Here is a 23,668-nt window from a genome sequence, read left to right on the forward strand (position 1 = left end):
AGACGCGCGCACCGGATGGGTACGGATTTACAGCTTGCATCCACGTGCTGGGTCTTCAAGCGCCTTGCTTGCAATGCCCACGACCACGTTCTGCTTGTCTTGCACCTTACGCAGATAGATATCTTGCACCGGGTTATGCGCCTTGGACATTGTGAATGAGCCACGCGGGCTATCTATTTTGGCGCTTTCCATCGCCGCTATAACGCCTTTCTGGTCGCTGATGTCACCTTTCACGCCGTTGAGTCCGGCAATTAGAAGCTGCGCCGCATCGTAACCCTGTACGGTATAGACATCCGGCTCAAGCTTATAAGTCTTTTTGTACGCCTCACGGAAAGCGTTATCGCGCGGCGTATCAAGCCCATCGGCGTAGTGCAGGGTGGTGTGTATGCCTTCGGCGGCCGCCCCTTGGGCTTCAAGCGTGCCTTCGGTAAGGAAGCCTGTGGCATATAGCGGAACGTTGCGGTTCAAGCCGGCCGCTGCGTAATCTTGCACGAACTTCACCGCTCCGCCACCAGCAAAGAACACATACACGGCATCGGGCTTGATGCTTGCAATTTCGGTCAGGAAGGGCTGGAACTCAACGCTCGGAAACGGGATATAAAGCTCTTTGACGATTTCACCGTCCTTGGCTTCGAAAGACTCTTTGAAGCCCGCCACCATTTGCTCGCCGCCGGCGTATTTCCAGGTTAGCGTCACCACCTTTTTATGACCCTGGTCGGCTACCACGCCCCCCATGGCATACGAGGGCTGCCAGTTCGAAAATGAGGTGCGGAATATATTCGGCGCACACATCACGCCGGTAACTTCGTCCGCGCCGGCGTTGGGTACTATAAGCAAGGTGTTGCTGTCGCGCGCCACTTTCGACAAGGCCATCGATACGCCGCTGTGCACCGTGCCGATGATTACGTCTACATCATCACGCTTTACCAGGCGATTGGCATTTTCTACTGCTTTCGATGGGTCAGAAGCATCATCGACCGAGTAGTACTCAATGTCGCGGCCGCCCAGCTTGCCTCCTTGCTGGTCAATAGCCATCTTGAACGCGTTGGTAATGCCGTCTCCCAACGCCGCATAGGTTCCCGAATAGGGCAGCATGAAGCCAACCTTAACCGGGCGATCGGCGTCGCTTGCCGCCATCACGGGGGCTGCGGCAAGCAAAGCAGCCGCATAGACCAGACCTAGACCGCGTTTCAAACGCCCGGTACGGCGGGCGTCTTCCTTCCTTTCTCTTTTCATGTTGCTCTCCTTTGGTTGATTCTTGTGTAATGCACTTTCGTAAGCGCGCCTGATTGGCCGCTTGCTTGAAACGCCGAACTTATTTATGCACTTTGCCGAGCGTCAGCCGCGGCGCCATGTTTGGTGCTGTGTGCCAGCTCGCGCAGTTTGAAGCGCTGTATTTTTCCTGTCGCCGTTTTGGGCAAGCTATCGACGAACTCAATCCACCGTGGGCATTTGTAATGAGCCAGTTTTGAGCGCACAGCCTCTTTAATGGACTGCTCCAGCTCAGATGTGGGAACGACGTTGTCGCGTAGCACCACATACGCTCTTGGCTTGACAAGCCGATGCTCGTCTTCGACTCCAACTACGGCACACTCGGCAATGTCGGGGTGCTCGAGCATGGTGCTTTCAATTTCAGCCGGCGACACCCAAATTCCACCAGCGCGCAACATGTCATCGTTGCGTCCGACGTAAAAATAGTTTCCATCCTGGTCTTGATAGAACTTGTCTCCGGTCAGGACACCACCATCCCGCATCGTTGCGGCGGTTTTCTCGGCCTTGTTCCAGTATTGTTGAGCCGCCGAAGGGCCGATGGCGTACATATTGCCGATTTCGCCGCAGGGAACGTCTTTCCAGTTCTCATCCACCAGCCTTACCTGGTATCCATCCACGACCTTGCCCGAACTGCCGGGCACCACCTTCCCCGGGCGGTTAATGACAAACATATGAGTCATTTCAGTGGTGCCGACCCCGTCTAGAATGTCGGTGCCAGTAAGTTCTTTCCAGGCGCGTACCAGCGACGGAGCCAGAACCTCGCCACCGCTTACGCAAAAGCGTAGCGGTTCAAAAACATGCTGTATGGTTTCCTTGTCGACGTGCTTCAAGGTTTCAAAAAGGCCTGAGAAAATCGTAGGTACAGCCACCAACAACGTGGGTCGATGTTGCTCAATGATTTCCCAGACCCGCTGTGGGCGTCCCGGCTGGGCATCGGCCACCACGCGCGCGCACGCCCGCAACGGCATATACACTTTGAAGCCAAGCCCATACGCAAAGAACATCTTGGGCGGACACACAATGACATCGTCCTCCTTTATGCCCAGTGTGTTCTTGCCAAATAGTTCACACGACGCATGAATATGCGCATGCGTGTGCAACACACCTTTCGGGTCTCCTGTACTGCCCGAACTGTAAAGCCAGAATGCCACGTCGTCTGGCTCGCACTCACAGGTGGGCACATGAATTGGCAGGTCGCGTAGCGCGTCTTCAAGCGAACGAAAGCCACCGGTTTCTTTGCCAGTGACAAACACGTGCTCTGGAAGCTCCTGGGTATGGCTGACCTGCTGAATCAATGGGACCAAGCTCTCGTCAATGACAAGCATACGTGCTTGGCTATCGCGCAAGTAGTAGCCATAGTCTTTGGCGGTAAGAAAGGTGTTAATTGGCAAGCTGACCGCGCCGACCTTCATAACGCCCAGGAACAAAGACATGAAGTCCACGCCATCGAGCACGCTGAACATCACCCGCTCACCAGGCTTTATGCCAAGGCTGCCCAACAGGTTTCCGACCTGGCAGCACCGCTCATGCAACTCTTGAAATGACGTGTCGCCTTCAGGCGTGGTCAGGCAGGCGCGCGAAGCCAGATCTGAACCCAGCGATGGCTCGAACAGGTAGTCGACTATATTTCCGCGCAGCGGCGGTAATTCGGAACTCATAAGGTGTCTCCATGGTTAAACCATCGCAAGAAATCGGTCCGCGTGCAGATCGCTTTCGTCGATGCCTTTACAAATCAGTAAGTCTTCAACAGCGTCTATCATTGCCGGCGGGCCGCACAGATAGGCCTCGTAGCCCATGGCATCCGTCAATTTGCGCTGCATCAAATCTGTGACAAGTCCAAGCTCGCCTTGCCAGTCGGGGCTGCTATCCGGGTCGGCGATTACCGGAAAATATTGAAACTGTGGATGCTTTTGCGCCCATTGCTGCAAGCGATCCAGCCAGTAAAGTTCGCACGATGCACGTGCCCCAAAGAACAGCCGAATCTGCCGCTTGCGTCCGCTGGCAAACTCTTCTTCCAGAAGTGCGCATAAAGGCGCTAGGCCGGTTCCACCGGCCACCATCACGGCGGGTGCTTCGGCCTGCGAACCCAAGCCAAAGGTTCCATAAGGGCCGACAAGCTCGAACATGTCGCCTTCCCGAAGCCGACCTTGCTTCAGATACTGGCTGACTTCGCCGTGTTCATACGCCTTTACATGGAAGATCAGCTCGCAGCTGCCCGGACGGTTGGCGACCGAGTAAGAGCGATTGCTTGATACACCGGGCACTACCCATTCAAAATACTGTCCAGCTTCATAGTCAATGGGCTGGTCGGACAGCATCCTTACCTCGTATATGGAGGGCCCATGCGGGATGACTTGCGTAACATGCACGTGATGGTGCCCTATCGCCGCCTGCGGCCTGGCCGAAAGACGCGTCGACAACACCAGATCGGACTGCGGATAACACATGCAGGCCAAGATCTTTCCTTCGGCGCGATGCCCGTCGTTAAAAATAGCGGGGTCGGCGCCCGGAAGCTCTTTGACCGTGCCGCTGACCAGCGTGGCGATACATTCGCCACACTCGCCAGAACGGCAGTTGTATTCAAGAGCCACCCCGCCCTCAAGACAAGCATCCAGCACCGACACCCCTTCCGCTGCAATTGTCGAGATGTCGGTCTCAGAGACTTTGATTTGATAGCGGCTCATCGCAGCCCTCCTTACATCGAAGCGAGAATCAGTATGCGCGCTCGGTATCGTCGCCATCAGAACGCCACACTTCATTCATGTCTTCGGGGATATCTATGCCCCAATCTTGGGTGATGATGTTGCGAACTTGCTGGAAGTACGCAAGCCTCATGTTTTCGTTGGTGTCTTGTTTAATGCACCAGCGTCGATAAGCCTCGTTGCGCTTTGAGCCGTCACCACCAAAAGATTGCAGCCCCACAGGCAACCATATTTTGACCGCCGCTTCCACCTGGGCGCGTCCTTCTTCTGTTTGTAGAAGGTGTTTTACGCCGTCCATGCCAAGGCCAACGTGGCCATACTCTTCCTTGAGCGTTTCCTGACATGCTTTTTGGAACGGCTGATAAGGCGAGTTGACGAAATGTCGGAACTGGTGTGCCGCTGCGCGGTCGACCAAGGCCAAGAACACGACCTGATCCGCCCAGGTGTCAACCGGTGTATCGAAGGTGGTGAGGTGGCCTTTGCGGCGTGCGTACTCTTCCCAATCAAGGTCGAGCTCTTCCATCAGCTGGCGAAAGCGCAAGTGATGGCCATACTCTTCCATCACCGTTTTGGCCATACGCATCTTGAACTCGGCCGTAGGGGCCTTCAGGATGCTGGGTTCGAAGCAGTCGGCGCCGTACATCTCACTGGCCACATGAATACTGATGATATTGAGCATCAGCTCTTGGAACTCGGGGTCTTGCTGGCGGAAATCCTGCAGTGAAACCGAACCTGCCTCGAGTTTTTCAGCTACGTTTTGCATAGTGTCCTCGCTATAAATGCGTTAAGTGATCTGTGCTTAGATCAGCCGTAGAATCGGCGGTAGGAATCTGCCGAATCAATAATTACGTTCTTCACCTCGGTGAACTCGAATAAGGTTTCGAACGCGTCCTCGCGCCCGAAACCACTGGCTTTCATGCCTCCGAATGACGCTCCGGAAGGGAAAAGGTTGTAGCAATTCACCCACACGCGTCCGGCCTGAATGCGCTTGGCAGTGGTGTGGGCCTGGCTAAGGCTTGCGGTCCAGATGCCGGCTGCAAGACCCTGTTCTACGGAACCGACTTCGGCAAGCATCTGCTCGTAGTCGCTCCACTCGTGTATGGTGGCGACCGGGCCGAAGATTTCTTCGTTCGCAATGCGCATGTCTTGCGTAACCTGGTCGAAGATTGTGGCTTGCAAGAACAGGCCGTTGGGCAAGCCCGCAATCTTGGCCATATCGCCGCCACACACCAGGCGTGCGCCTTCTTTCTTGCCGATTTCGATGTACTCGCGAACCCTGGCCAAATGCTCTTTAGATACGAGGGTGCCCATTCGCGTCTGGTCATTGAACGGATCGCCCATGGCCAATTCAGGGATCAGCGCAATGATCTTTGCCTTGAGCTCGTCGGCGATGTCTTTGTGGGCAAAGATTCGTGAACCCGCAGTACAAACCTGCCCCTGATTCAGAAACGCGCCCAATAAAATCCCCTGAGCGGCTCGATCGAGGTCTGCGTCAGGAAACACGACCTGCGCGTTCTTTCCGCCAAGCTCTAGCGTGACCCGCTTCATGGTGTTGGCCACGCCTTTCATGACCTTCCGACCGGTTTCCGATGAGCCCGTTACCGAAATCATGCGAATGGCCGGATGAGCCAGCATGGCTTCGCCGGTTACGGCGCCGGTGCCGGTTACCACGTTCACCACACCCGGGGGGAGCACTTCGCTGATGATTGCCGCAATTTCCAACGTGGTAACCGGCGTGGCGTCAGCGGGTTTGTACACCACGCAATTGCCAGCGGCGATAACCGGAGCGATTTTGCCCAGGAACATATTCAACGGGAAATTCCAGGCACCGATAATGCCGACCACACCCAAAGGAACGCGGTGGTCGTAGCTTGTGATGTTGGCCGTTACGGGCAGCACCCGGCCTTCGAGAGCTCGAACCGCGCCGGCGTAGTAACGCAGGCGATCAACAGCGGTATGCACGTTGGCGATACTTTCGCGCATGGGCTTACCGGTGTTGGCCGTTTCCATCCATGCGATGCGATCGGCCTGTTCTACAAGTTTGTCGGCCAGATCAAGCAGCATCTGCTGGCGTTTCTTTGCTGTGGTCTCCGACCATTTCGGAAACGCTTGCGCGCTATTTTTAACGGCGGCATCGACGTCAGCCGCATTGGCAACGGGCACCGTCGTAATTTGCTCCCCGCTGACCGGGCTATAACACGCCAGGCGCTCTTTAGAGCCCGACTCTTGCCATTTGCCGCCAATGAACAGCTTGTAGCTTTCCGGGATGACTTCGCTTATGGGGTTTCCTACTGCGTTCATGCCTATTCCTCTAATTCGTCAAAATATGTATGGTGGCCACTGCCGAGTCGTCGCCCAACAGGCCACCGGCCATCTGCGCAAGACCCACTTTTGCGCCCGTCACCTGACGCTTACCAGCACGCCCTTCGACCTGCTCGGCGATCTCGACAATCTGGGCAACGCCCGTGGCGCCGACAGGATGGCCTCGTGCCGTCAAACCGCCCGAGACGTTGACCGGTATACGACCACCCAATGATGTCGCCTGCTGCTCGAGCAACTTGAAAGCTTCGCCCGGCCCGCACAAGCCAATGTCCTCGATATCGAGCAATTCTTGGGGTGCGGTGGGGTCGTGCACCTCGGCAAGCGACACGTCGTTAGGGCCGAGCCCCGCTTGTTCGAATGCCGTTTGCGCACACCGTGCGGTAACGGACGGCCCGTCGCCGCGCTGGGCGTCGCCACCTTCCACGGCTGAGGCCGCTAGCCGGGCGCCCTTAAGACCATGACGTCTTGCAAAGCTTTCGCTGACCAACAGAAGCGACGCAGCACCGTCTGCGATGCCGCCGCACATGGCGCGCGTTAAGGGAGCCACCACCGTGCGGTCGGCAAGTACCTCATCAACCGTTAGCGCCTGGTGCACGGCGGCCATTTCATTCATTAACGCGTGAGCACGGTTCTTCACCACACACATGGCAAAGTGCTTTGGCGTGGCACCATAGCGCTCCATGTAACGCATGGCGCGCTCGGAGTTGAGATCCATAAAGACAGAGCGGCCGGCGCTGGTTGGCTGCCGATCGGACGCGGAAGCCAGCGCGCTCATCGTCGCCTTGGGGTCATCGTGGGTCATTTTTTCGACGCCTAGAACCAGCACACAGTCGTACTGGCCGTAAGCGATGGAAGACCACGCCAGATGCACCGCATCTGAGCCGCTGGAACACGCGTTTTTGACGTTGTGAATTCGAATGGGCCCCAAGCCTGCTCCGCCTAGCAAGACTTGCCCCAAGATCGTTTCCTGATTCTGCAGCAGGCCTCCAAAACCGTTGCCGACAAAGGCGGCCTCGATATCGGTAGGCTTGATGCCGGTGGCAGCCAACGTTCCTTTTAGAACCGGCGCGGCCAGGCTGGCCAAAGTGGACTCGGGCTGCCGGCCGAATTTTCCGACCTGCCCGCCGCACACCAGTACGGATTGCAAAGCCTTCATTTCGCGTTAGCCTCATGGCGAATGGCTGCAGTGCCCTTCGCGGTTTGTGTGCCGTCAGCCTTCTCGGCTTTCAGTTCAAGATGGATGACATCGTCGAACGCCGCAATCTCGCACGTTAGCGTCAAGGGCTCTTCCGGATACACCGGAGCAGTGAACGTGATGTCAAGCGATTTCAGCCGCTCGGCGCCGTACTCGCGCGCAAGCAATTGGGCGAAGTACGCCGTTGTCATGGGCCCTTGCTGAATCACTTGGTTAAAGCCGCACTCTTTGGCGAAATCCAGATCCACGTGAATGGGATTGGGGTCTTCGGTAGCCTCGGAAAACATGGCGATGGATTCGCGTGAAGACCCTGGCATTTGCACCTTGAAAACGGAATTGCCTACGGTAGCGTTCATGCTCAGCTCCTTTTGATTATTCGGGTCAGCTCGCGCAACACCAGCTGACCATCGGCGGCGCGCTTGTAGTCGTACTCGACGTCAGCAATCCATAACGGGCCAGACTTAGTGGTTTTTTCTGTGATCGTGACAACCCTGGCCGTGACTTCCATGCTGTCGTCCCACTGAATGGGGCTGAACCATTCGTACTTCTGGCCACCATGCAGCGCGCGATTACGCGGGATATCGAGGTCGGTGAACAAGTTCACACCGTGTGCTTCCCCGCGCAGAAAGATCAGATAGGTTGGCGGAACATTTTCCGATTCCGACTGCAGGCCCATTGAGCGCAAGAACTTCTCCGCCAGGCCTTTATCGATTTTCAATGGATAGGGAGGGTAGACATGCCCCTGCATTTCCATTCTCATCACACGCTCCAAAAGTTTTTACGTTGATGTAAATTTACACGAGGGTAAAAAATAAATCAACCAGTTTTTTATGAATGTGTAAAAAGAAATGAACCGTGGGAAAACGACGGCGGATCGGGGAGCCAGTCCTGCAAGGAAATGCAGGACGGACAGGCGATAGAGTTGTGCCGCAAGCGCCTCGTGTGGGCGTGCGTCACACGCCTCGTGAATCAGGACGGCGTCGCGTCGCTGTGCAACAACGGCTGATCGCCAAACCCAACAAAAAGGTACCTACGAACAGGCCGAACGAGCCGAGCACGCTGCGAAGTGCGATGCCCAGCGTGAGGGCGATAAGGCTGTAGAAGATTAGGGGCTCGGGCGGAAGTAGCCGCAGCAAGCGCGGTGCAAACGGCGCAAAGACGCCAAAGCACAGTACCGGTAGAGTAAAGAGCACACCTAACTCGGTGCCCGATAAGCCCAGACCCACCCTGATGGAATCAATCACCGGGCCAACACCAACCAGCGGGGCTCGCAAGTTCACCGATACGTACAAAATGGTGAACAGCAGCAACAATTGCGCCGCGCGCCATTGACCCTTGTTGGTGCGGTTGCTGGTGCTGGTGCTCGTGCCGGCATCGTTCGGAGCACCGGCGCCCCGGCCATCCAGGCGATTTTTACCTCGACCCTCTGTAACGTCATCACCGACCGCATCCGCTGCGCGCTTCGCAAACTCGGTTTCACGCCCAGATGCCATAGCAGATCCGGAAACAGGCTCCGACGACCGGCCAGTCGACCCAGGTATGCTTTTCGTGGTGTCTCTTTCAATACTCATCAACTTCTCCCAACCGCAGTTTGCCACAACATGGCGCAACCGCGATCTGCGGCACCTCCTCGGCCGACCGTCTCTGCTCCTTCTCAATAGAGGTTTTAAGTCTGCGTGCGCACCCTTCTAGATGGTGTCAGTTATTCCGACGCGGATACCCTTCATTGAGAATCCGCTTCCACACGGCCCTTTTTTCTTCTTCGGTGAAAAACACCCAGTTCGCCACTTCCATAACGGTGCGGCCGCAGCCGCGGCAGATGTCGTCGTAAAGCGTTGAGCACACCGCCACGCATGGCGAATCGCGCTCGTCGGGGTTATAAGAGGGATCGCGTCCCGTTTCGTCGGGCGTCCACTTGCCGTTGTCGGCCATAAAAACTCCTAATCCATGCAAGTGCAAAGGGGCGCCTGAGCCGTACCTGCCGCGCGCCTACCGTCGGAAGCTTCGGCACTCATGCGCAATCACGGTCAACCCTGCGAGCGCACACACTTTGGCGCTTCTAACAATAACAAGGCCGCCCCAACCAGGGACGGCCCACCGAAGATCTGCACGAGAAAGCCGCCGGCGCTTTACCGCTTTTGCGATCAGACGCCTTCGCAAGCAGCGCCTTCGCGATTAGGCCGCCTTCTTCAGCATGCACCTTATCGGTGGCTTCCCATGAGAACTCGGGTTCGGCACGACCGAAGTGGCCGTAGGCTGCCGTCTTGGCGTAAATGGGGCGCAGAAGGTCGAGCATATTGATAATGCCTTTCGGCCGCAGATCGAAGTGCTCGCGCACCAGCATAGAAATTTGCTCGTCACTGATGACGCCGGACCCATAGGTATTGACCGTGATGTTGATCGGCTCGGCGACACCAATAGCATAGCTGATCTGCACCTGGCACTGGCTGGCCAGGCCGGCAGCCACAATGTTCTTGGCCACGTAACGTGCGGCATAGGCAGCCGAACGGTCGACCTTGGACGGATCTTTACCCGAGAAGGCACCGCCACCGTGCGGGCAAGCGCCGCCGTAGGTATCGACGATGATCTTACGGCCCGTAAGCCCGCAATCACCCTGAGGGCCGCCAATTACAAAGATGCCCGTTGGGTTGATCATGTACTTGGTCTTGGCGGTAAGCAGACCAGGAGCAAAGCTGGGCTTGATGATCTCTTCGATAACCGCTTCGCGAATATCTGCTTGCGAAATATCGGGCGAATGCTGAGTGGAAAGCACCACCGTGTCAATACGCCGCGAGATAACGCGTTCCGTGCTAACTATAAAGAGAACTTCCCTAACTGGTCACTTGACGTCTACGCCGTGCAGGGCTACGATGCCGCTCAGATGCTCGACGCCGGCCTGAAAGCCGTCAACGGCGACGTCAGCAAGAAAGACGCTATGCGCGACGCAATCCGCACTGCCAAGATCGACAGCCCACGCGGCGAGTTCACCTTGTCCAAGGCGGGCAACCCTGTGCAAGACATCTACTTGCGTAAAGTCGAAGGCGACGAAAACAAAGTTGTGAAAGTTGCCGTCGAAAAACTGGCCGACCCAGCTCGCGGCTGCAAGCTGTAATTCACAGGTCGTGCACGAAATAAGTGCACTAAGGGACGGCGAGCCGCACTAAAAAGCGTTCGCCGCTTTAAGTAAGTGGCGGCACCCAACGGCAAAGCGTCAACGGCGCTTTGCCGTTTTGCGTGGGGCTTTGGCCTTGGCGGCGGGTGATTCGGAGGGAGGCAGCGCCTGCGCTGATGCTGCAACGGCCAAAGCATCGCCGGTATTTTGGCTTAACCCCTGGCTGACCAGGTTGAAGTAGGTATCGATAAGTTGTTCGATAGACACTTCTTTGTCGGGCTTATACCAACGGGCCAGCCAGTTGCACATTCCCAGAATGCCGAAGGCGATCATCTTCGGGTCGCCAATATTCTGGAACTGGCCGGAATCTTGACCTTCTTTGATGAGCGCAGTCCAGAGTTTTTCGTAGGTTTTCCACACGCGAGTCATGGATGACTGGACCGGATCGCTGCTGCCCATGATTCCATCACGCAAGGTGATTGTCATTTCAAGGCAGTGACGGTCGAAACGATCGAGGTGGTTTTCCATCGCACGATGCAGCTTTTGTTCCGATGGCAGATCGCTGCTGACGATTTCTTCAAGCCCCGCAATAAGGCCGATGGCTTGCGGCTCGATAATGGCCAGAAGGAGCTCTGCGCGGTTCTTGAAATAATAATATAAGGCTTCGCGCTTGAGTCCAATGGCTTGTGCGACATCGTCCAAAGACGTATTGAAGAAGCCTTGTCTATCAAAAAGCTCGGTCGCAGTCTGAATGATTTCTTCACGTCTGCGCATGGACTTCGACAGAGGAGCGGTTGGGAGATTCACGACTTGTTTCAGTAGATTTTTAATACTTTTATCTTACCTTAAAGACCTGTTCAGGTGCCGTCATCAACTTTAATGATGACTGCCATAGCTGAGTCGCCCGCAGCGCATCCCACAAACAAGCCATAACCACCTCCGGTAATTACCAGCTGCTCGATCAATTCTATGATTGCGCGCAAACCCATGGGCGCCTGCGGATGCCCCCACACTAGTGAACAACCGAAGCGATTCATAGTTAAAGGATCAAGCCCCAGCTCTTTAGCCAGCACCAGATCATTCACGATGAATGGATTGTGCGTCTTTACAGCTGACAAGTCGCTGGCCTTCAAACCCGCAGCCTGCAGCGCCTTACGCGCAGCAGGAGCGGGAGCGGCCGGCATAAATGCCGGCTTGACTCGAGATTGGCCGAAAGACACGAGCCGGATATCAATCTTCGGGTCTTGAGATAGCTCGGCGGCCCGCTCTGCTGTGGTTACCACTATGGCGGCATTGCCGTCGGCGGGGTGTGTTTGTCCGCCGAACGTGACCGTGCCGCCGTCAAGCAGAGGCTTCAACTTCGCCAAGCCCGCTTCTGTGGTGGGGAAGATGCCCTCATCGCCTTGCAATACCGACTGCTCTCGCTTGAAGCGTGCATCGGGAACACTAAAGGGAAGCGTCATGAAGCGCCGCAGAAAGGCGCTATCGTTCTTGAGCGCTTCTTCATATTGCTGATAACGCACCAGCGTGAGCTCGTTCTGTTGCGCGGTAGTCAGGCCGTATTCGGCCGCAACATTCTCGGCCGTTTTCAACATGTTGACGCCTGTGTACGGGTCGCAGTCGAAGTTGTCCATTACCCAGTTTTCATGCTCGCGGGTACCGCCAGGCCCATGGGGCGCCGGATAGTAAATATGGGGCCCGTTCGAGACGCGGTCTGCCGCAATTGCCAGCGCAACCGTGACGTCGCCCTCGCGTAGCGAGGATGCCACCGACTGAAGAAGCCGCGCACTGGTGGCACATGCCTGACTGATGGTGGGACCGCCAACCTGCTCGGAACCCATCAAGCCCATCAACCAGGGCAAACCATAGAATGAGCCTTTTTGCGGCACCGATACGCCAACGCCGCATGGTCGAATGACCCGACGTCTATACTGCGACGCTGAAGCTCATTCCTGGCGACATGAGCGGCAAAACGCAGACTGTGCAAATGCGAAAAGCTGCCCTGCCAACGTGTAAACGGCGTGGACCAATAGGCTCCGTAAGGAATTGCGATGTTTGTCACGAGGCTTGGGCTCCGGTGCTAAGCTCAGTCTGGTGGCGCACCGTTTCTGCGCCCAGCCCAGAGGCTCCACCACTGACTACAACAGATTGTCCCTGCAACTCCATGCTTACTCCTGATTTAGTTTTTACATTGGTGTAAATTTACAGTAAAGTAAAAAACGGCGCAATACATTTCGCCTTTTTAAAAAGCGGGCGGGAGTTTCAGCAGTTCTCGGTGAACCGGTCGCGTCACGAATCGCTTGTTCTGAAAATCGCTTGCCGTACGAATCGATTGCTCTGGAAACTGGTTACCTTGAAAGCCGGTTGCCTTGAGAACCGATTGTCTTTATCGAATCAGTCTACGTAAAAGAAGGAAGCACGCATGAAGACCTTGTCTGGACAGGTTGCCCTCGTATCAGGGGCGGGACGCGGAATAGGTAGAGCCATAGCGTTGAAACTGGCAAGCGCTGGCGCACGGCTCGTAGTAAACGACCTCGATCAGGAAGAGGCCGAAGCGGTAAGAAAAGAGATTGAAGGGCTAGGAGGCCAAGCAGTAGTTTGTGACGGGGACGTTACCGCTGCCGACTTTGGAGAGCGCTTCGTACGGGTTGCAATCGATAACTACGCAGGGCTGGACATTATTATTAATAACGCCGGCTATACCTGGGACAGTGTCATCCAGAATATGAGTGACGAACAGTGGTATGCCATTATTGACTGTCACTTGACTGCACCGTTTCGTATTCTTCGTGCGGCTCAGCCGGTGATCAAGGGGCTGGTGCGAGCGGACCAAGACGAAGGCAAAGGCCACCACCGTAAGGTGGTCAATATTTCGTCCATTACTGCACTGTCTGGCCAGGCCGGACAAGTCAATTATGGCGCTGCCAAGGCCGGCATCATCGGGCTGACCAAGTCGCTGGCGAAGGAGTGGGGGCGCTTGAAGACCAACGTCAACTGTGTGGTATTCGGTCTGATCGAAACCCGCCTTACGGCTACAAGCAGCGAGGCAGACGCAAGCATACAAGTGGGGCAGCAACGCATTTCGGTAGGCATTCACCCCGACTACCTCGACAAACTGCAAAGCGGGATCCCGCTTGGATACGCCGGCTCTCCGGAAGACGCGGCTAACGCGGTGTACCTGTTGTGCCTTCCGGAATCAAACTATATTTCGGGCGAGACTGTCTTGTGCTCCGGCGGCTATACGGGCTAGGTTCGAGAAGCGGCAGCCGCTCAGTTCACAAGGCATCCAACGCAAGTCGCAAGGCGGCATGATAAGTAGGCAGTAAGCGCTGTTGCTGCTCTGTAAAGTTTTGCCAGGCAAGCTGCTGCTCGGCGCTGCGCTGCTGAGGCTCGGCCCAGACCGCATCCGGAAAATGAGTATCTAGCGACCAGCGAGGAATGACATGCCAATGCAAGTGCGGCACCTGGTTGCCGAATTGCGCCAGGTTCACCTTGAGCGGCACCAGCTCTTTGCGCATTACTGTTTCCACCAACCACACCGCATTCATTAAATGCTCACGCGCCGGCCCCCGCTGTCAGAATAGTTGGAACCTCTACTGATGTTAGAGTTTGAATGTCCAACCCGGGGCGGTGAGAAGGTTCCCATGAAGTATTCCCCTGAGCGCCGTGAGGCCATCTTGGCCAAGCTGGAGGCGCCTTACAACCGTACGGTCAGCGAGCTGGCGACTGAAGAAGGGATTTCGGCCGCCACGCTGTATAACTGGCGCAAACAAGCCCGTCGTACGGGACGTTTACTGCCGAACGCATCAACGAGCACAGAAGGCTGGAGCTCCCGGCACAAGTTCAATGCCGTGCTGGAGACGGCCGCATTGACCGAGGAAGAGTTAGCGGAATACTGTCGGCGTCGTGGTTTGTATCCCGAACAGATTCGTCGTTGGCGCGCCAGTTGCGAGCAGGCCAATGAGCGGGCGGACCTGGCGGCAGAACGACAATCAGAATCAACCAAGGCGGAACGTAAACGGATTCGAGAGCTGGAACGGGAGCTGCGCCGCAAGGAGGCTGCGTTGGCTGAAACGGCGTACTACAAGCCTACGAAGGCCGCGCCGAAAGTTAAGCCTGAACTGGCAGAACCCATCAAAGCGATGATCGAAGAATCGCCGTCGTTTGGGTATCGGACGGTCGCCTATCTGCTAGGCATGAACAAGAACACGGTGCAGCGCATCTTCCAGCTCAAGGGTTGGCAGGTGAAGAAGCGTGCCATTGGATTCCGGCCACGTATTCAAGCCTTGCCTTCAGTGGCGAGTGCGCCGAATGAGCGCTGGTCGACTGATTTGTGCCGGATCTGGGCTGGCCGGGATGGTTGGGCGACCCTGGCGCTAGTCATCAACTGCCACACGCGTGAACTGCTCGGCTGGCACCTGTCGCGCAGCGGCAAAGCCACGACCGCTGGCAGCGCGCTGGAACACGCCTTGATCGCCCGCTTCGGCACCCTGGGCCGTGTTGCTGAGCCATTCCTGCTACGGTCGGACAATGGCCTCGTTTTTACGAGTCGCAGCTACACGGCGCTGGTACGCAGTTACGGCCTGCGCCAGGAGTTCATCACACCGCACTGCCCGCAGCAGAACGGTATAGTGGAACGGGTGATCAGGACGCTTAAAGAGCAATGTGCCCACCGGCACCGGTTTGAAACCTTGCAGCATGCCAGCCGCGTGATCGGCGACTGGATACGCTTTTACAACCACCGGCGTCCACATAAGGCGCTGAACATGAAAACCCCGGCTGAGGCATTCGCATTAGCCGCATGAGTGGAGCAGAAACTGCTGGGTCATTACATCCGAGTAGCCACTGCTCCTTGATCTTTCCTTATCTGCACTCGTAGCGCATCAGTGTGAGCGGGCATTTGGTGCAACGAGCTTTCATCAGGTTCCATGATGCTCCCATCATTCAGCCCGGGTTACTGCCAGGTACCTGTTTCCGCCAACACTTTGATAACCGACTTATATGACACTCGGCTTCGCCCTGTACTCCGTCATTATGTCGGTGAGATGCTCTGCCTCAACGAATTTCTCAAGCGCTAGAACATATCGGACTTGCGCGCATGCTGCGGGACCGTCCCATCGTCCGCAGGTGTCGGCAGGGCGGTTTGCGCGATTCGCCGCGGTCGAGCATAAGGCAGTACTGCCGGCTTACCGTTGCCCTGTGCTAGCGTGCGGTCGCTTCGGTCTGATCCGAGAAGTGGCGGACCATTCGCTGATGCGCTTCACCAGCAAGATCACTCGCAAGCCATAGCACGTCATGCCTGAGCTTGCGATTAAGCCCTTCATATGAATCGAATCCGTCCGCAGTAATGCTGAGCAAGAGCGCATCTAGCTGAGCCAATTTGGCAACCGCTATATCGTAGTCATCGGATGGCATAGTGTGGTTCATAGACCGTTCCTTTTTCAAGATTAAGAGATGTGCTGTGATCCAGCTACTGGCTCGTCACTTCTACGAAGCCAGGATTGGCAAAGCGCACATCGAAAATTCGATACGAGCGCAAATGAGCTTGCGCCTCTCACGATAGCCATGAACGAACCTCCGCGTGGCTCAGCAACGATAAACATGAAAGCGCATCACGTTTATAGGCGCCGCGGTCAATAAACATATGCGACTCATGCAGCATCATGGATCGCAACGGGGTATGGCCCACATATGTCAATGAAAGGCTCGGATGCATTGGATTTTGGCTGATCAATAGCATACCGGCTGGCGTAGACACTTCCCTAGAAGCGTTCAGATCCAACTTTTTCCACAACCGCCTGCCCCAGAGGAGAGGTTCCAAGGTTCCTGCCAGAGTTTCCTCTGTGAGCTCGTCGTCTGTCAGGATCCGTCGTGGCGACAAATCCAGAGGCAGGCCTGCCAGCTCGTCCAGCCAATTGTGCTGATCGGTACTGCCCGTCATGATCTCAGCATGTGCGACATGAAACCGGGCAGGGCCCTCGCCGACCGTGATCACATACGGCAACTCCTTAACGAGGGGAAATAATTCTTCGCGCAGCTCTTCACGGGTGCCACTATCCAGTGCGAAGACCCAACGTCCTCCATTGCTGACTAGGAGCTTAGCTGATTGACGGCATGCGTATGGCTGCGAAACCTCATAGAGATAGTCCAGAAGCATGCCCTCGTGATTACCGCGCACAGCGAAGAACCACGGCTTATGAAGTAGCCGCAGGCATGCCATGGAATCAGGACCGCGATCGATTAGATCACCTACCGAAAATAGCCTGTCTACGGCTGTATCGAATCCGACACGGGCGAGCTCAATTTCTAGTAGATCTAAGCATCCGTGTAAGTCGCCGACGACGAAGTCGCGACCCGAAGTATTTGCGGACACCTTCAGATGTAGGCGTGTCATAAACTCTCTTCCTTCTGTATATGCACCTGCTACAGAGGAGCCAATCGATCATTACTTCTTCATGACATACGAAATCGCACAGCGCCGTATGTGGTTGCTGGGGGGGATAGATCGCGAGCGTTTTCTACAGGAGTCCCGCTACCACGGGGCTGGTGAATGGGTTCATCCTAACTGCCAGATTCGACAGGGACACGAGATTTACAACATCGAAATAGCCAAGCTGACCTCGCCAAAGTGCTGGATCGCTCAAATTACGTAGAGAGGGTGCAATGTCAGACTTAACGGGGAGCGAGCGGCGTAAGCTGGAAAAGCTACTTGGAATGGGTGGCGGCTACGTGTTGAACTTTTCCGACCGTACTTTTGGCGACTTCTTTGACGAATACCGGGTTGAGATCGACGCGGAGCGCTACCGCGTCAGGGGCACGTCGAAAGCCAATCGCATGCGTACGCATTGGGAGCTGGACGCGAACCATGTTGTCGGTCGAGTAATCGGTGGCCTAATCGAATACGCCAATGACGAGAGTTGCTTCGGCGATAGCAATCCGGTGTTGATCGAGGACTGCCGAAAGATTGCACAGCGCTTACTCAGCGACCAGCCCGTGGCCGAGTTAGACGCGCTGGCAGCGACCGCCGACGAGCATGACTTTGAGGTGGTGGCGGAGCACGTCCGCGAAGCCATCGAGAAGAATCAGCCTGAGGGTGCGTTGGATCGGCTGCATACGTTCGTGATCAAGTTCGTGCGCATCGCCTGTGAGCCTCACGGTATCGAGGTCAACCGCGACAAGCCGCTGCACAGCGTGTTCGGAGAGTACGTGCGCGCCCTACGCGACGGTGGTCACCTCGAATCGGCTATGACCGAGCGCATCTTGAAGTCCTCAATTTCGGTGCTGGAAGCGTTCAACGATGTGCGCAACAACAAAAGTCTGGCGCATGACAATCCGATCCTCAACTACGAAGAAAGCTTGTTGATCTTTAACCACGTCGCAGCCTCGGTCCGGTTTATCAAATCGCTTGAGGCCAAGATCAAGGCCAAGGCGATGACAATAAGAGCGGTCAGTGCGTGGGATGACAGCATTCCGTTCTGATCCAGGAAGGCTGCTAGGGAAAAAGCATGAAACAGCATGACGAAAACGAACCGTTTTTCCTCACCGAGGAAGTTGAGAGCTAGATGATCGCCGGCGGCTACGAGTTCGAGCCGCCTCCCATTGCCTGCACGACCCGTCCGCGCGACGTACTGGAGGGTATGAGCGACGCTGCGCTATTATTGCAGCCAGGCGAGATCGCCGATCAGAAGCGCAAGCACGGGCAGAACAAGCAATTTTCAGCCGACTAAATTGGGCATGGTATTATTTGTGGCATTGCTACAATTTAATTTTTTAAGTGACTGTAAATAAAGGATTTAATTCTACTATTTACAATAGAGTGGGAATGATTGGTCTTCGGAACGGCTTCACCACCTTCCTTGTGACCCATTCCACCTACAAGTGCACCGGCGATCATCTTAGTTCAGATGGCCGGATACAGCTCGCCCGGCAATAGCACTTCGCAGCCTTCTACAGTAGGATTCTTACGCGGGTGGCAGCCGCGATCTCGACCCCATGCATGCCTTTGTATGTTGCTCGGCAGCTAAAGTAGCGAGCAATCAATCTCTTGAGATGTGCGCCGCCAGGCACCTTAATGATCATTCAGCTTCTCCTATTCGCTAGAATGCTGTGATTCGCTATCTCGGAGTACTCGCTAACAAGTATGCCGACTTCAGTCATTGTCCGAGAACCGTCCGTAAATTCACAGCCAATGGTTTCGCGTAGACCGCTCGGGATCTTTTTGAAAATAGCAGTACATAGGTAAATTCACTCAGTGTCGCAGTTCGACCCTGAGCTGCCGTTCAACATTACCAAAAGCGGTCATTACTGAGACGATCAATTGAAATTACAAGGCTGATCCGCCCCATCGGCGCACGGCCCGGGCAGGTGAATCCGCGGAGTTGGGTCACTCGGTTCAATCGTATTGTCAGGCTCAAGCCGCAGCTTCGCGCGCATCCATCGGCCCTTTAGAGTTTAGAAAGTCTGTCGACAACGTAGAATAATCCTTCGAATCAACGATTGCGCCGACAAAACGGACCCCTGCGCATGCCGCGCCACTCCGTTTTTCAAATAGAAGCCGGCCACCAAGGGAGAGAGAATTGAAAGTCGACACCGCGTGGGTTGAACCTCCGTACTCTATCGGCGGATTAGATCACCTCGGCGCACAGGCGCCGTGCGTCCTAATTTACGGCCAGCTTTTGCCGGGTATCACGAACGTCACCGACCGGGCACGCTATTACTCCTTCTATCCGTGGCTCATTTGGTCGCTCGCTCAACGCTTTCCGGATGACGAGGACGAGATATCGTTCGTCGAACGTTTTCGGCGGGCCGATTGCCTGTTCACGTTGATCGCCGAACACCACGCGCAATGCACCGACAAGATCAGCGAGCGCCACGGCGCAGCGATGGTCGGTCGGCAGAAACTGGTGAGCGCGGTTCAACGAGTACGGAGCGGCGAGACACTGAAGCTCGTCAAGTTCACCGCCAACGATTCCGCAGACCGGTACTTCATGAATCGTATGGGTGGACTTTCGCAGTATTACGCGGGCACGCTCGCCGACCTGCGCGTGCTGGAGGGCGGCAGAAAGCCATGGTTTCGATTCACCAAGGAAGTCGGCAAGCCAATTGCCGAAGCTTTTGATGCGTCGGTGCCAAGCGAACCTTTCTGGGACATCCTTGAGCGTGGTGAGGTTACTGACGCGGGCCTTAGGCAGTTGCATGCGTTTTGCCCATGTCATCTTCGAAACGCGGTATCGAGTGAGCGCGAGCAGCTCATCGACATCTATTTCGACCGGCAACGTGAGTACGGCGAAGAAGGCATTCAGCGTAAGCGTTCGCTGGCGCTGATCCAGCGCCTCATCGGCAGCCTGTCGCCAGGTTTCGAGTTTGGCGAATACGTATTTCGCGCCACCGTGTATGGCAACGCGCTGCCTGACGCCACGAGCTGGAGCATCCCGGCCGATCTGACATCCACGCGTGAGAATTGGGCCATCTACGTCCGCAACGATCTGCTATCGGTTGCAGTTCAGACGATCTTCGCGCTTGCCTTGAACAAGTTGTCCCCGCAGACCACGGGCGAGCGTTACGTGTACGCCACGGTCGAGGCTTTCGCGAAAGCATTCGAGGAATCGGACCACGTGGCGGGCTTCGTTGCCGACACGGGATGCGCGACGTTTGGCGCGTGGCTATTGAACATCGAATCGGCATTGCCAGCGCTCGGCGAGTGGTCCGCAGACGGTCACGAGATGCCGCTGGCTCAGGACATAGTTTCGTCCTGGGGGCGCGCGAGCGACTCTGCGTTGCTTGCGTCGGCCATGCGAGTGCTCGCGATCCTCGCTATTCGCGACGATCCGAATCGCGCGCCCTATAAGGGGCTCGCGATCACGCCACAAGCACTACAGGATTACCCTATTAATCTCGATACGTTCCGACGCAAGGCTGCGGCGTGGAGTGAAATGCCATTAGGCGACGTGGTCTACGAAGTTGTTGCGTGGTGTATGAATACGCATTTGCGAGTTTCATTGCGTAAACTTCATCGTACGAGTTCAGCGACGTTCCGCTTCCGTCCTTCCGAGCTCGGTTTGCAACTGACGGATGGAAACATACCGGCGCCCTCCAATACCAGGCCGCGCTTCCGTCAAGCGGTACAGATTTTGATGGATATAGGCGCGGTAGTGCGTGATGACAACAAACAGATGTCATTGAGCGCAGAAGGAAAGCAATTGATGGAGGCCGTCAGTGCCTGATTCGATTTCTCTTTTGAATGTCATCAAGCAAGGCGGCTTCGACGCATCGTTGATCACCTCGTTCAACGCGAGTCTGCCCTTCTACGAGGAGGTAGTGCTGCGTCGTCTGGTGGCGGCAGACTGTCAGCAAAACATCGTCTTGATGGATTACGCGCAATGCAGTTTGAGCTGGCAGTCCGAGGCGACCCGTCCGAGGCTAGCAGGCACAGCGTATTCGCTCGTGCCGGTCAGCGTGCCCGGGGCGTTCCATCCGAAGATCTGCATTTTGGCCGGCAAGAAGAAGGCGGCGGTTCTCGTCGGCAGCCACAATCTGACGCTGTCGGGCTTTGGCTACAACCGGGAGATCACGAACTGGGTACACGTGACCGACGATAAGGATCGGGAGGGCACCGCGTTGCTGGACTCGGTGTGGCAGATGGGGCGCGAATGGATCGAACTCGCACGCGAGCATGTGCCTCCCTCCCTAATTGAAGCGGTGCTTTCCTTCTCCAAAAGCGTGGCACCATTGTCGTCGCCGGGGGGGGCAGCCACTACGACCGTCGCGTTGCATCAAAGCCCGGGAAGAGCGCCGCTCATCGAGCAGATCGGCGCGCGTGTGAAAGGCGAAGTTCGCAGGATCGGGGTGACTGGCGCGTTCTTCGATAGCGACTTGGCTTTCGTCGCGCATCTGCACGAACGGTGGCCGCAGGCAGATGTGGTCGTCGCAATCGATCCGGAAACCGTGCACTTGCCAAGAATGCGTGAGGTGCAGGCGCGTTTCGTGGACGCGAGGCTTCTCTGGACGACCGCCGGAAATCGCGGCGATAAGTACCTGCACGCGAAGGCGCTTTACATCGAGCAGACGCATGGCGATGGGAACGCATTCATTTCCGGAAGCGCCAACCCCAGCCGCCCCGCTTGGATGGGCAATCGAAGCAGCGCGAATGTCGAGGCGGTGCTGATGCGCATGGGCCCGGACGCGCAGGCCACGGCAGAGGCGCTAGGTTTGTACGGCATGTTCGCGCTCCCAGCGCTTTCGGCCAGCGAGCTCGAGGCCACGGCTGCACGAAGTGTCGCTGAAATACGCACGACCAATGAATCTGCCGAGCGCTTCTGGATAGGTGTGGCGGCAAGCCCCAACGAACTGCGAATAGCGACTTCGGGCCCGGCCATTGAGCTTGGCAGTGCCAATCTGTTGGGCGACAGTTTGGACGTGATTCAATCAAATATCGCCGTCACTCGGACGGGAGACGTCCTGAGTGTTCCCGTCTCCGTCGATATGAAGCTGGTCCGCGCGTGCGACTTTTTCATGAGTAGCGAGCGCGTGGCAAGGGCGATGATTGCGCACCCAAATTTGCTGACGACGGCGACGCAATCGGCGCATCGTCAGGTTCGCGATGCGCTGGGGGCATTGGACCCGTCCGGTGAAACCATTTCGGAGATGCTCAAGGCCGTCGAAGATGCAATTTTTGAGCCAGCCGCAGAAGAAGAAGTGCAGAACGAAGTGCGATCGCGGCGTGGATCGGCGCAGGCCGGCACAGCGAGTGGCGGCCGGCCCGACACATTGGAAATCAGCGTCAGCGAGCTTCGTCAGGCTAGGAAACGCCGTCGTCTGGTCGAATCCGCCGATATCGTCACTCTGATCGACCTGCTGTCCCGAAAAATCGGCCAGGAGCTACAGACGCCGTCGATCGTGCCTGTGGACCGGTCAGGCCGAACCGAGGAAGAGCAGGTCAATCAGGACGACGACCCGGAGCAATTGGACGACACGCCGTACGTTGCATCCCAGGCTCAGGCTATCCAAGATGCCGAGGTCGCACGGCGGGTTGCCAGAAAAGTGACGAACCTCATCAAACGGATGCTTTTGAAGCTGGCGGAGGCCGACCAACCCGACACCAAGGCGCGGGCGCTCGTTCAACTCATCGCCGTAATTTCGCTCGTGAAAGAGCTGGTGCGTATCGAGCGCTTGCCCCGTTGGCGAATGGCGCGCGAGTTCCTCGTTTACGAGGCCGACCGCCGCCGCTTGCTAGATGAATCCATGCGGTGTTTATTCAGTTCCAGAACGCGGCTCATAAGCACACTGACGGACGACACCGACTCTGAATCCGAGGAAGCGATTCAGCTCCGTGTGCTGCTGTTGTGGCTGGCATGGAGTATTGGCGACAAGGTTCCGGAGTCGTCAGTCGAGGCGTTCGATCCGAGCGGTCGGAATGAACAGTTGCGCGCCAAGGCGATGTTCCTCTCCCTCGCGCCCCCTGTTGCCGGCGACGACGCTGCGAGTGACGAACTCAGGCGCTACACCGCGGCGACGCTTCGGCCCAATCCTTTGGACGCTGCGCGCGCTGACAGATGGATTCGGCTCACCAACGAGTTTGGCCGGTACTGGAACAGGGAGTTGTCCGATGCGCCGCGAATCGAAATAGGCGGCTGTTGCATCGTGGGAGACGGCAGCTATCCTCGCGTCGTCGCAGAGGTCCACAATGAACTGGTCGGATTCTGGGATTTCGGGTGCATCCGGTCCTTCAGACAAGACTTTGTGATTGCGGTTCAGCCGGAAGCGGGGTTCTGACAGAGGGCCGTAGTATCGGTCATCGTCCTCAACTGCCGCTATCTTCCGATAGAGTAACAGCGGTCTGAACCGCTCCGGGAATCGTGGAGGCCGATTAGTTTAGATTGCTCAGCAGCACGCTAACGGGCAAGGCACGGGCAGTGTACTTCTGAGAATAAATTGCCGGCAATCTGGGTGCGAATTTTCAACGACCGCTTCTGGCCGAAGGCTGACGCGCTTCAGCGGCAAAGCGTGATACTGAAGGAGTTCTCTTTCTGAGATTGAGCACATCCCAATTACTTTGATGCCCCCCAT

General features: G+C 56.4%; 21 protein-coding genes and 2 pseudogenes. 7 read left to right on the forward strand and 16 right to left on the reverse strand.

Annotated features, from left to right (window positions below; all coding sequences use genetic code 11):
• Window positions 1–27: 27 nt before the first annotated feature.
• The 11 genes and pseudogenes from G9Q38_RS01360 to metK form a co-directional block, all read right to left on the reverse strand.
• Window positions 28–1,236, reverse strand: coding sequence for an ABC transporter substrate-binding protein (locus G9Q38_RS01360; RefSeq protein ID WP_119441614.1), 1,209 nt, complete (start codon window positions 1,234–1,236; stop codon window positions 28–30).
• Between the two features lie 83 nt (window positions 1,237–1,319).
• Entirely contained in the window at window positions 1,320–2,930 is a 1,611-nt protein-coding gene (locus tag G9Q38_RS01365) for a benzoate-CoA ligase family protein (protein ID WP_119441615.1), read from the reverse strand.
• A 15-nt stretch (window positions 2,931–2,945) separates the two neighbouring features.
• Window positions 2,946–3,956, reverse strand: a complete 1,011-nt coding sequence (locus G9Q38_RS01370; RefSeq protein WP_158582719.1) for a 2Fe-2S iron-sulfur cluster-binding protein — start codon at window positions 3,954–3,956, stop codon at window positions 2,946–2,948.
• A gap of 28 nt (window positions 3,957–3,984) precedes the next feature.
• Complete coding sequence (locus tag G9Q38_RS01375) at window positions 3,985–4,737, reverse strand: Phenylacetic acid catabolic protein (RefSeq protein WP_119441617.1); 753 nt, start codon at window positions 4,735–4,737, stop codon at window positions 3,985–3,987.
• Window positions 4,738–4,778: 41 nt separating this feature from the next.
• Window positions 4,779–6,275, reverse strand: coding sequence for an aldehyde dehydrogenase family protein (locus G9Q38_RS01380; RefSeq protein ID WP_119441618.1), 1,497 nt, complete (start codon window positions 6,273–6,275; stop codon window positions 4,779–4,781).
• A gap of 10 nt (window positions 6,276–6,285) precedes the next feature.
• Window positions 6,286–7,452 carry a thiolase family protein gene (locus tag G9Q38_RS01385; RefSeq protein ID WP_119441619.1) on the reverse strand — a complete coding sequence of 389 codons (1,167 nt, stop codon included), beginning with the start codon at window positions 7,450–7,452 and terminating at the stop codon, window positions 6,286–6,288.
• Entirely contained in the window at window positions 7,449–7,847 is a 399-nt protein-coding gene (locus tag G9Q38_RS01390) for a MaoC family dehydratase (protein WP_119441620.1), read from the reverse strand. Before G9Q38_RS01390 ends, G9Q38_RS01385 begins: the two co-directional genes overlap by 4 nt.
• A 2-nt stretch (window positions 7,848–7,849) precedes the next feature.
• The gene (locus G9Q38_RS01395) at window positions 7,850–8,251 is read right to left on the reverse strand and encodes an FAS1-like dehydratase domain-containing protein (protein ID WP_119441621.1); all 402 of its coding nucleotides are present in this window, start codon (window positions 8,249–8,251) and stop codon (window positions 7,850–7,852) included.
• 193 nt (window positions 8,252–8,444) lie between these two features.
• Window positions 8,445–8,984: an MFS transporter gene (locus G9Q38_RS15205; RefSeq protein WP_179950518.1), complete on the reverse strand. Its 540-nt coding sequence runs from the start codon at window positions 8,982–8,984 to the stop codon at window positions 8,445–8,447.
• A gap of 205 nt (window positions 8,985–9,189) precedes the next feature.
• Window positions 9,190–9,423 (reverse strand): DUF1289 domain-containing protein, encoded by a 234-nt coding sequence (locus G9Q38_RS01405; RefSeq protein ID WP_119441622.1) that lies wholly within the window; start codon window positions 9,421–9,423, stop codon window positions 9,190–9,192.
• A 247-nt stretch (window positions 9,424–9,670) separates the two neighbouring features.
• A pseudogene (gene metK / locus G9Q38_RS01410) lies at window positions 9,671–10,276 on the reverse strand (methionine adenosyltransferase); the annotation flags it as partial.
• Between metK and G9Q38_RS01415 the strand changes: the two are divergent.
• Window positions 10,271–10,603 (forward strand): annotated as a pseudogene (locus G9Q38_RS01415) (ABC transporter substrate-binding protein); the annotation flags it as partial. The pseudogenes metK and G9Q38_RS01415 sit on opposite strands and share 6 nt — an antisense overlap.
• A 99-nt stretch (window positions 10,604–10,702) precedes the next feature.
• Here the strand turns inward: G9Q38_RS01415 and G9Q38_RS01420 are convergent.
• Together G9Q38_RS01420 and G9Q38_RS01425 are read right to left on the reverse strand one after the other, a co-directional pair.
• Window positions 10,703–11,377 carry a TetR/AcrR family transcriptional regulator gene (locus G9Q38_RS01420; protein ID WP_119441623.1) on the reverse strand — a complete coding sequence of 225 codons (675 nt, stop codon included), beginning with the start codon at window positions 11,375–11,377 and terminating at the stop codon, window positions 10,703–10,705.
• Window positions 11,378–11,460: 83 nt separating this feature from the next.
• Window positions 11,461–12,492 (reverse strand): thiolase family protein, encoded by a 1,032-nt coding sequence (locus tag G9Q38_RS01425; RefSeq protein ID WP_228276168.1) that lies wholly within the window; start codon window positions 12,490–12,492, stop codon window positions 11,461–11,463.
• Window positions 12,493–13,025: 533 nt separating this feature from the next.
• On the opposite strand from G9Q38_RS01425, the gene G9Q38_RS01430 reads away from it, so the two are divergent.
• Complete coding sequence (locus G9Q38_RS01430; RefSeq protein ID WP_119441625.1) at window positions 13,026–13,853, forward strand: SDR family NAD(P)-dependent oxidoreductase; 828 nt, start codon at window positions 13,026–13,028, stop codon at window positions 13,851–13,853.
• 25 nt (window positions 13,854–13,878) lie between these two features.
• Here G9Q38_RS01430 and G9Q38_RS01435 read toward each other — a convergent pair whose 3' ends face one another.
• Window positions 13,879–14,151, reverse strand: coding sequence for an HIT family protein (locus G9Q38_RS01435; RefSeq protein ID WP_119441626.1), 273 nt, complete (start codon window positions 14,149–14,151; stop codon window positions 13,879–13,881).
• A 96-nt stretch (window positions 14,152–14,247) separates the two neighbouring features.
• On the opposite strand from G9Q38_RS01435, the gene G9Q38_RS01440 reads away from it, so the two are divergent.
• Window positions 14,248–15,408 (forward strand): IS3 family transposase, encoded by a 1,161-nt coding sequence (locus tag G9Q38_RS01440; RefSeq protein WP_166127074.1) that lies wholly within the window; start codon window positions 14,248–14,250, stop codon window positions 15,406–15,408.
• A 397-nt stretch (window positions 15,409–15,805) separates the two neighbouring features.
• On the opposite strand, the gene G9Q38_RS01445 is transcribed toward G9Q38_RS01440, so the two are convergent.
• On the reverse strand, window positions 15,806–16,030 hold the full coding sequence (locus G9Q38_RS01445; protein ID WP_166127077.1) for a hypothetical protein: 225 nt from the start codon (window positions 16,028–16,030) through the stop codon (window positions 15,806–15,808).
• Between the two features lie 127 nt (window positions 16,031–16,157).
• A complete protein-coding gene (locus G9Q38_RS01450; RefSeq protein ID WP_166127080.1) occupies window positions 16,158–16,997 on the reverse strand; it encodes a metallophosphoesterase in 840 nt (279 codons plus the stop codon).
• A 269-nt stretch (window positions 16,998–17,266) separates the two neighbouring features.
• Between G9Q38_RS01450 and G9Q38_RS01455 the strand changes: the two genes are divergently transcribed.
• The 4 genes from G9Q38_RS01455 (at window position 17,267) to G9Q38_RS01470 (ending at window position 23,374) form a co-directional block, all read left to right on the forward strand.
• The gene (locus G9Q38_RS01455) at window positions 17,267–18,082 is read left to right on the forward strand and encodes an abortive infection family protein (RefSeq protein ID WP_166127082.1); all 816 of its coding nucleotides are present in this window, start codon (window positions 17,267–17,269) and stop codon (window positions 18,080–18,082) included.
• Window positions 18,083–18,165: 83 nt separating this feature from the next.
• The gene (locus tag G9Q38_RS01460) at window positions 18,166–18,330 is read left to right on the forward strand and encodes a hypothetical protein (protein WP_166127085.1); all 165 of its coding nucleotides are present in this window, start codon (window positions 18,166–18,168) and stop codon (window positions 18,328–18,330) included.
• A gap of 849 nt (window positions 18,331–19,179) precedes the next feature.
• Window positions 19,180–20,826, forward strand: coding sequence for a hypothetical protein (locus G9Q38_RS01465; RefSeq protein ID WP_166127087.1), 1,647 nt, complete (start codon window positions 19,180–19,182; stop codon window positions 20,824–20,826).
• A complete protein-coding gene (locus tag G9Q38_RS01470; protein ID WP_166127090.1) occupies window positions 20,819–23,374 on the forward strand; it encodes a phospholipase D-like domain-containing protein in 2,556 nt (851 codons plus the stop codon). Before G9Q38_RS01465 ends, G9Q38_RS01470 begins: the two co-directional genes overlap by 8 nt.
• The last annotated feature ends 294 nt before the right edge of the window (window positions 23,375–23,668 follow it).

It is taken from the genome of Pusillimonas sp. DMV24BSW_D (assembly GCF_011388195.1).
GTDB classification, from domain to species: Bacteria; Pseudomonadota; Gammaproteobacteria; order Burkholderiales; family Burkholderiaceae_B; genus Neopusillimonas; species Neopusillimonas aestuarii.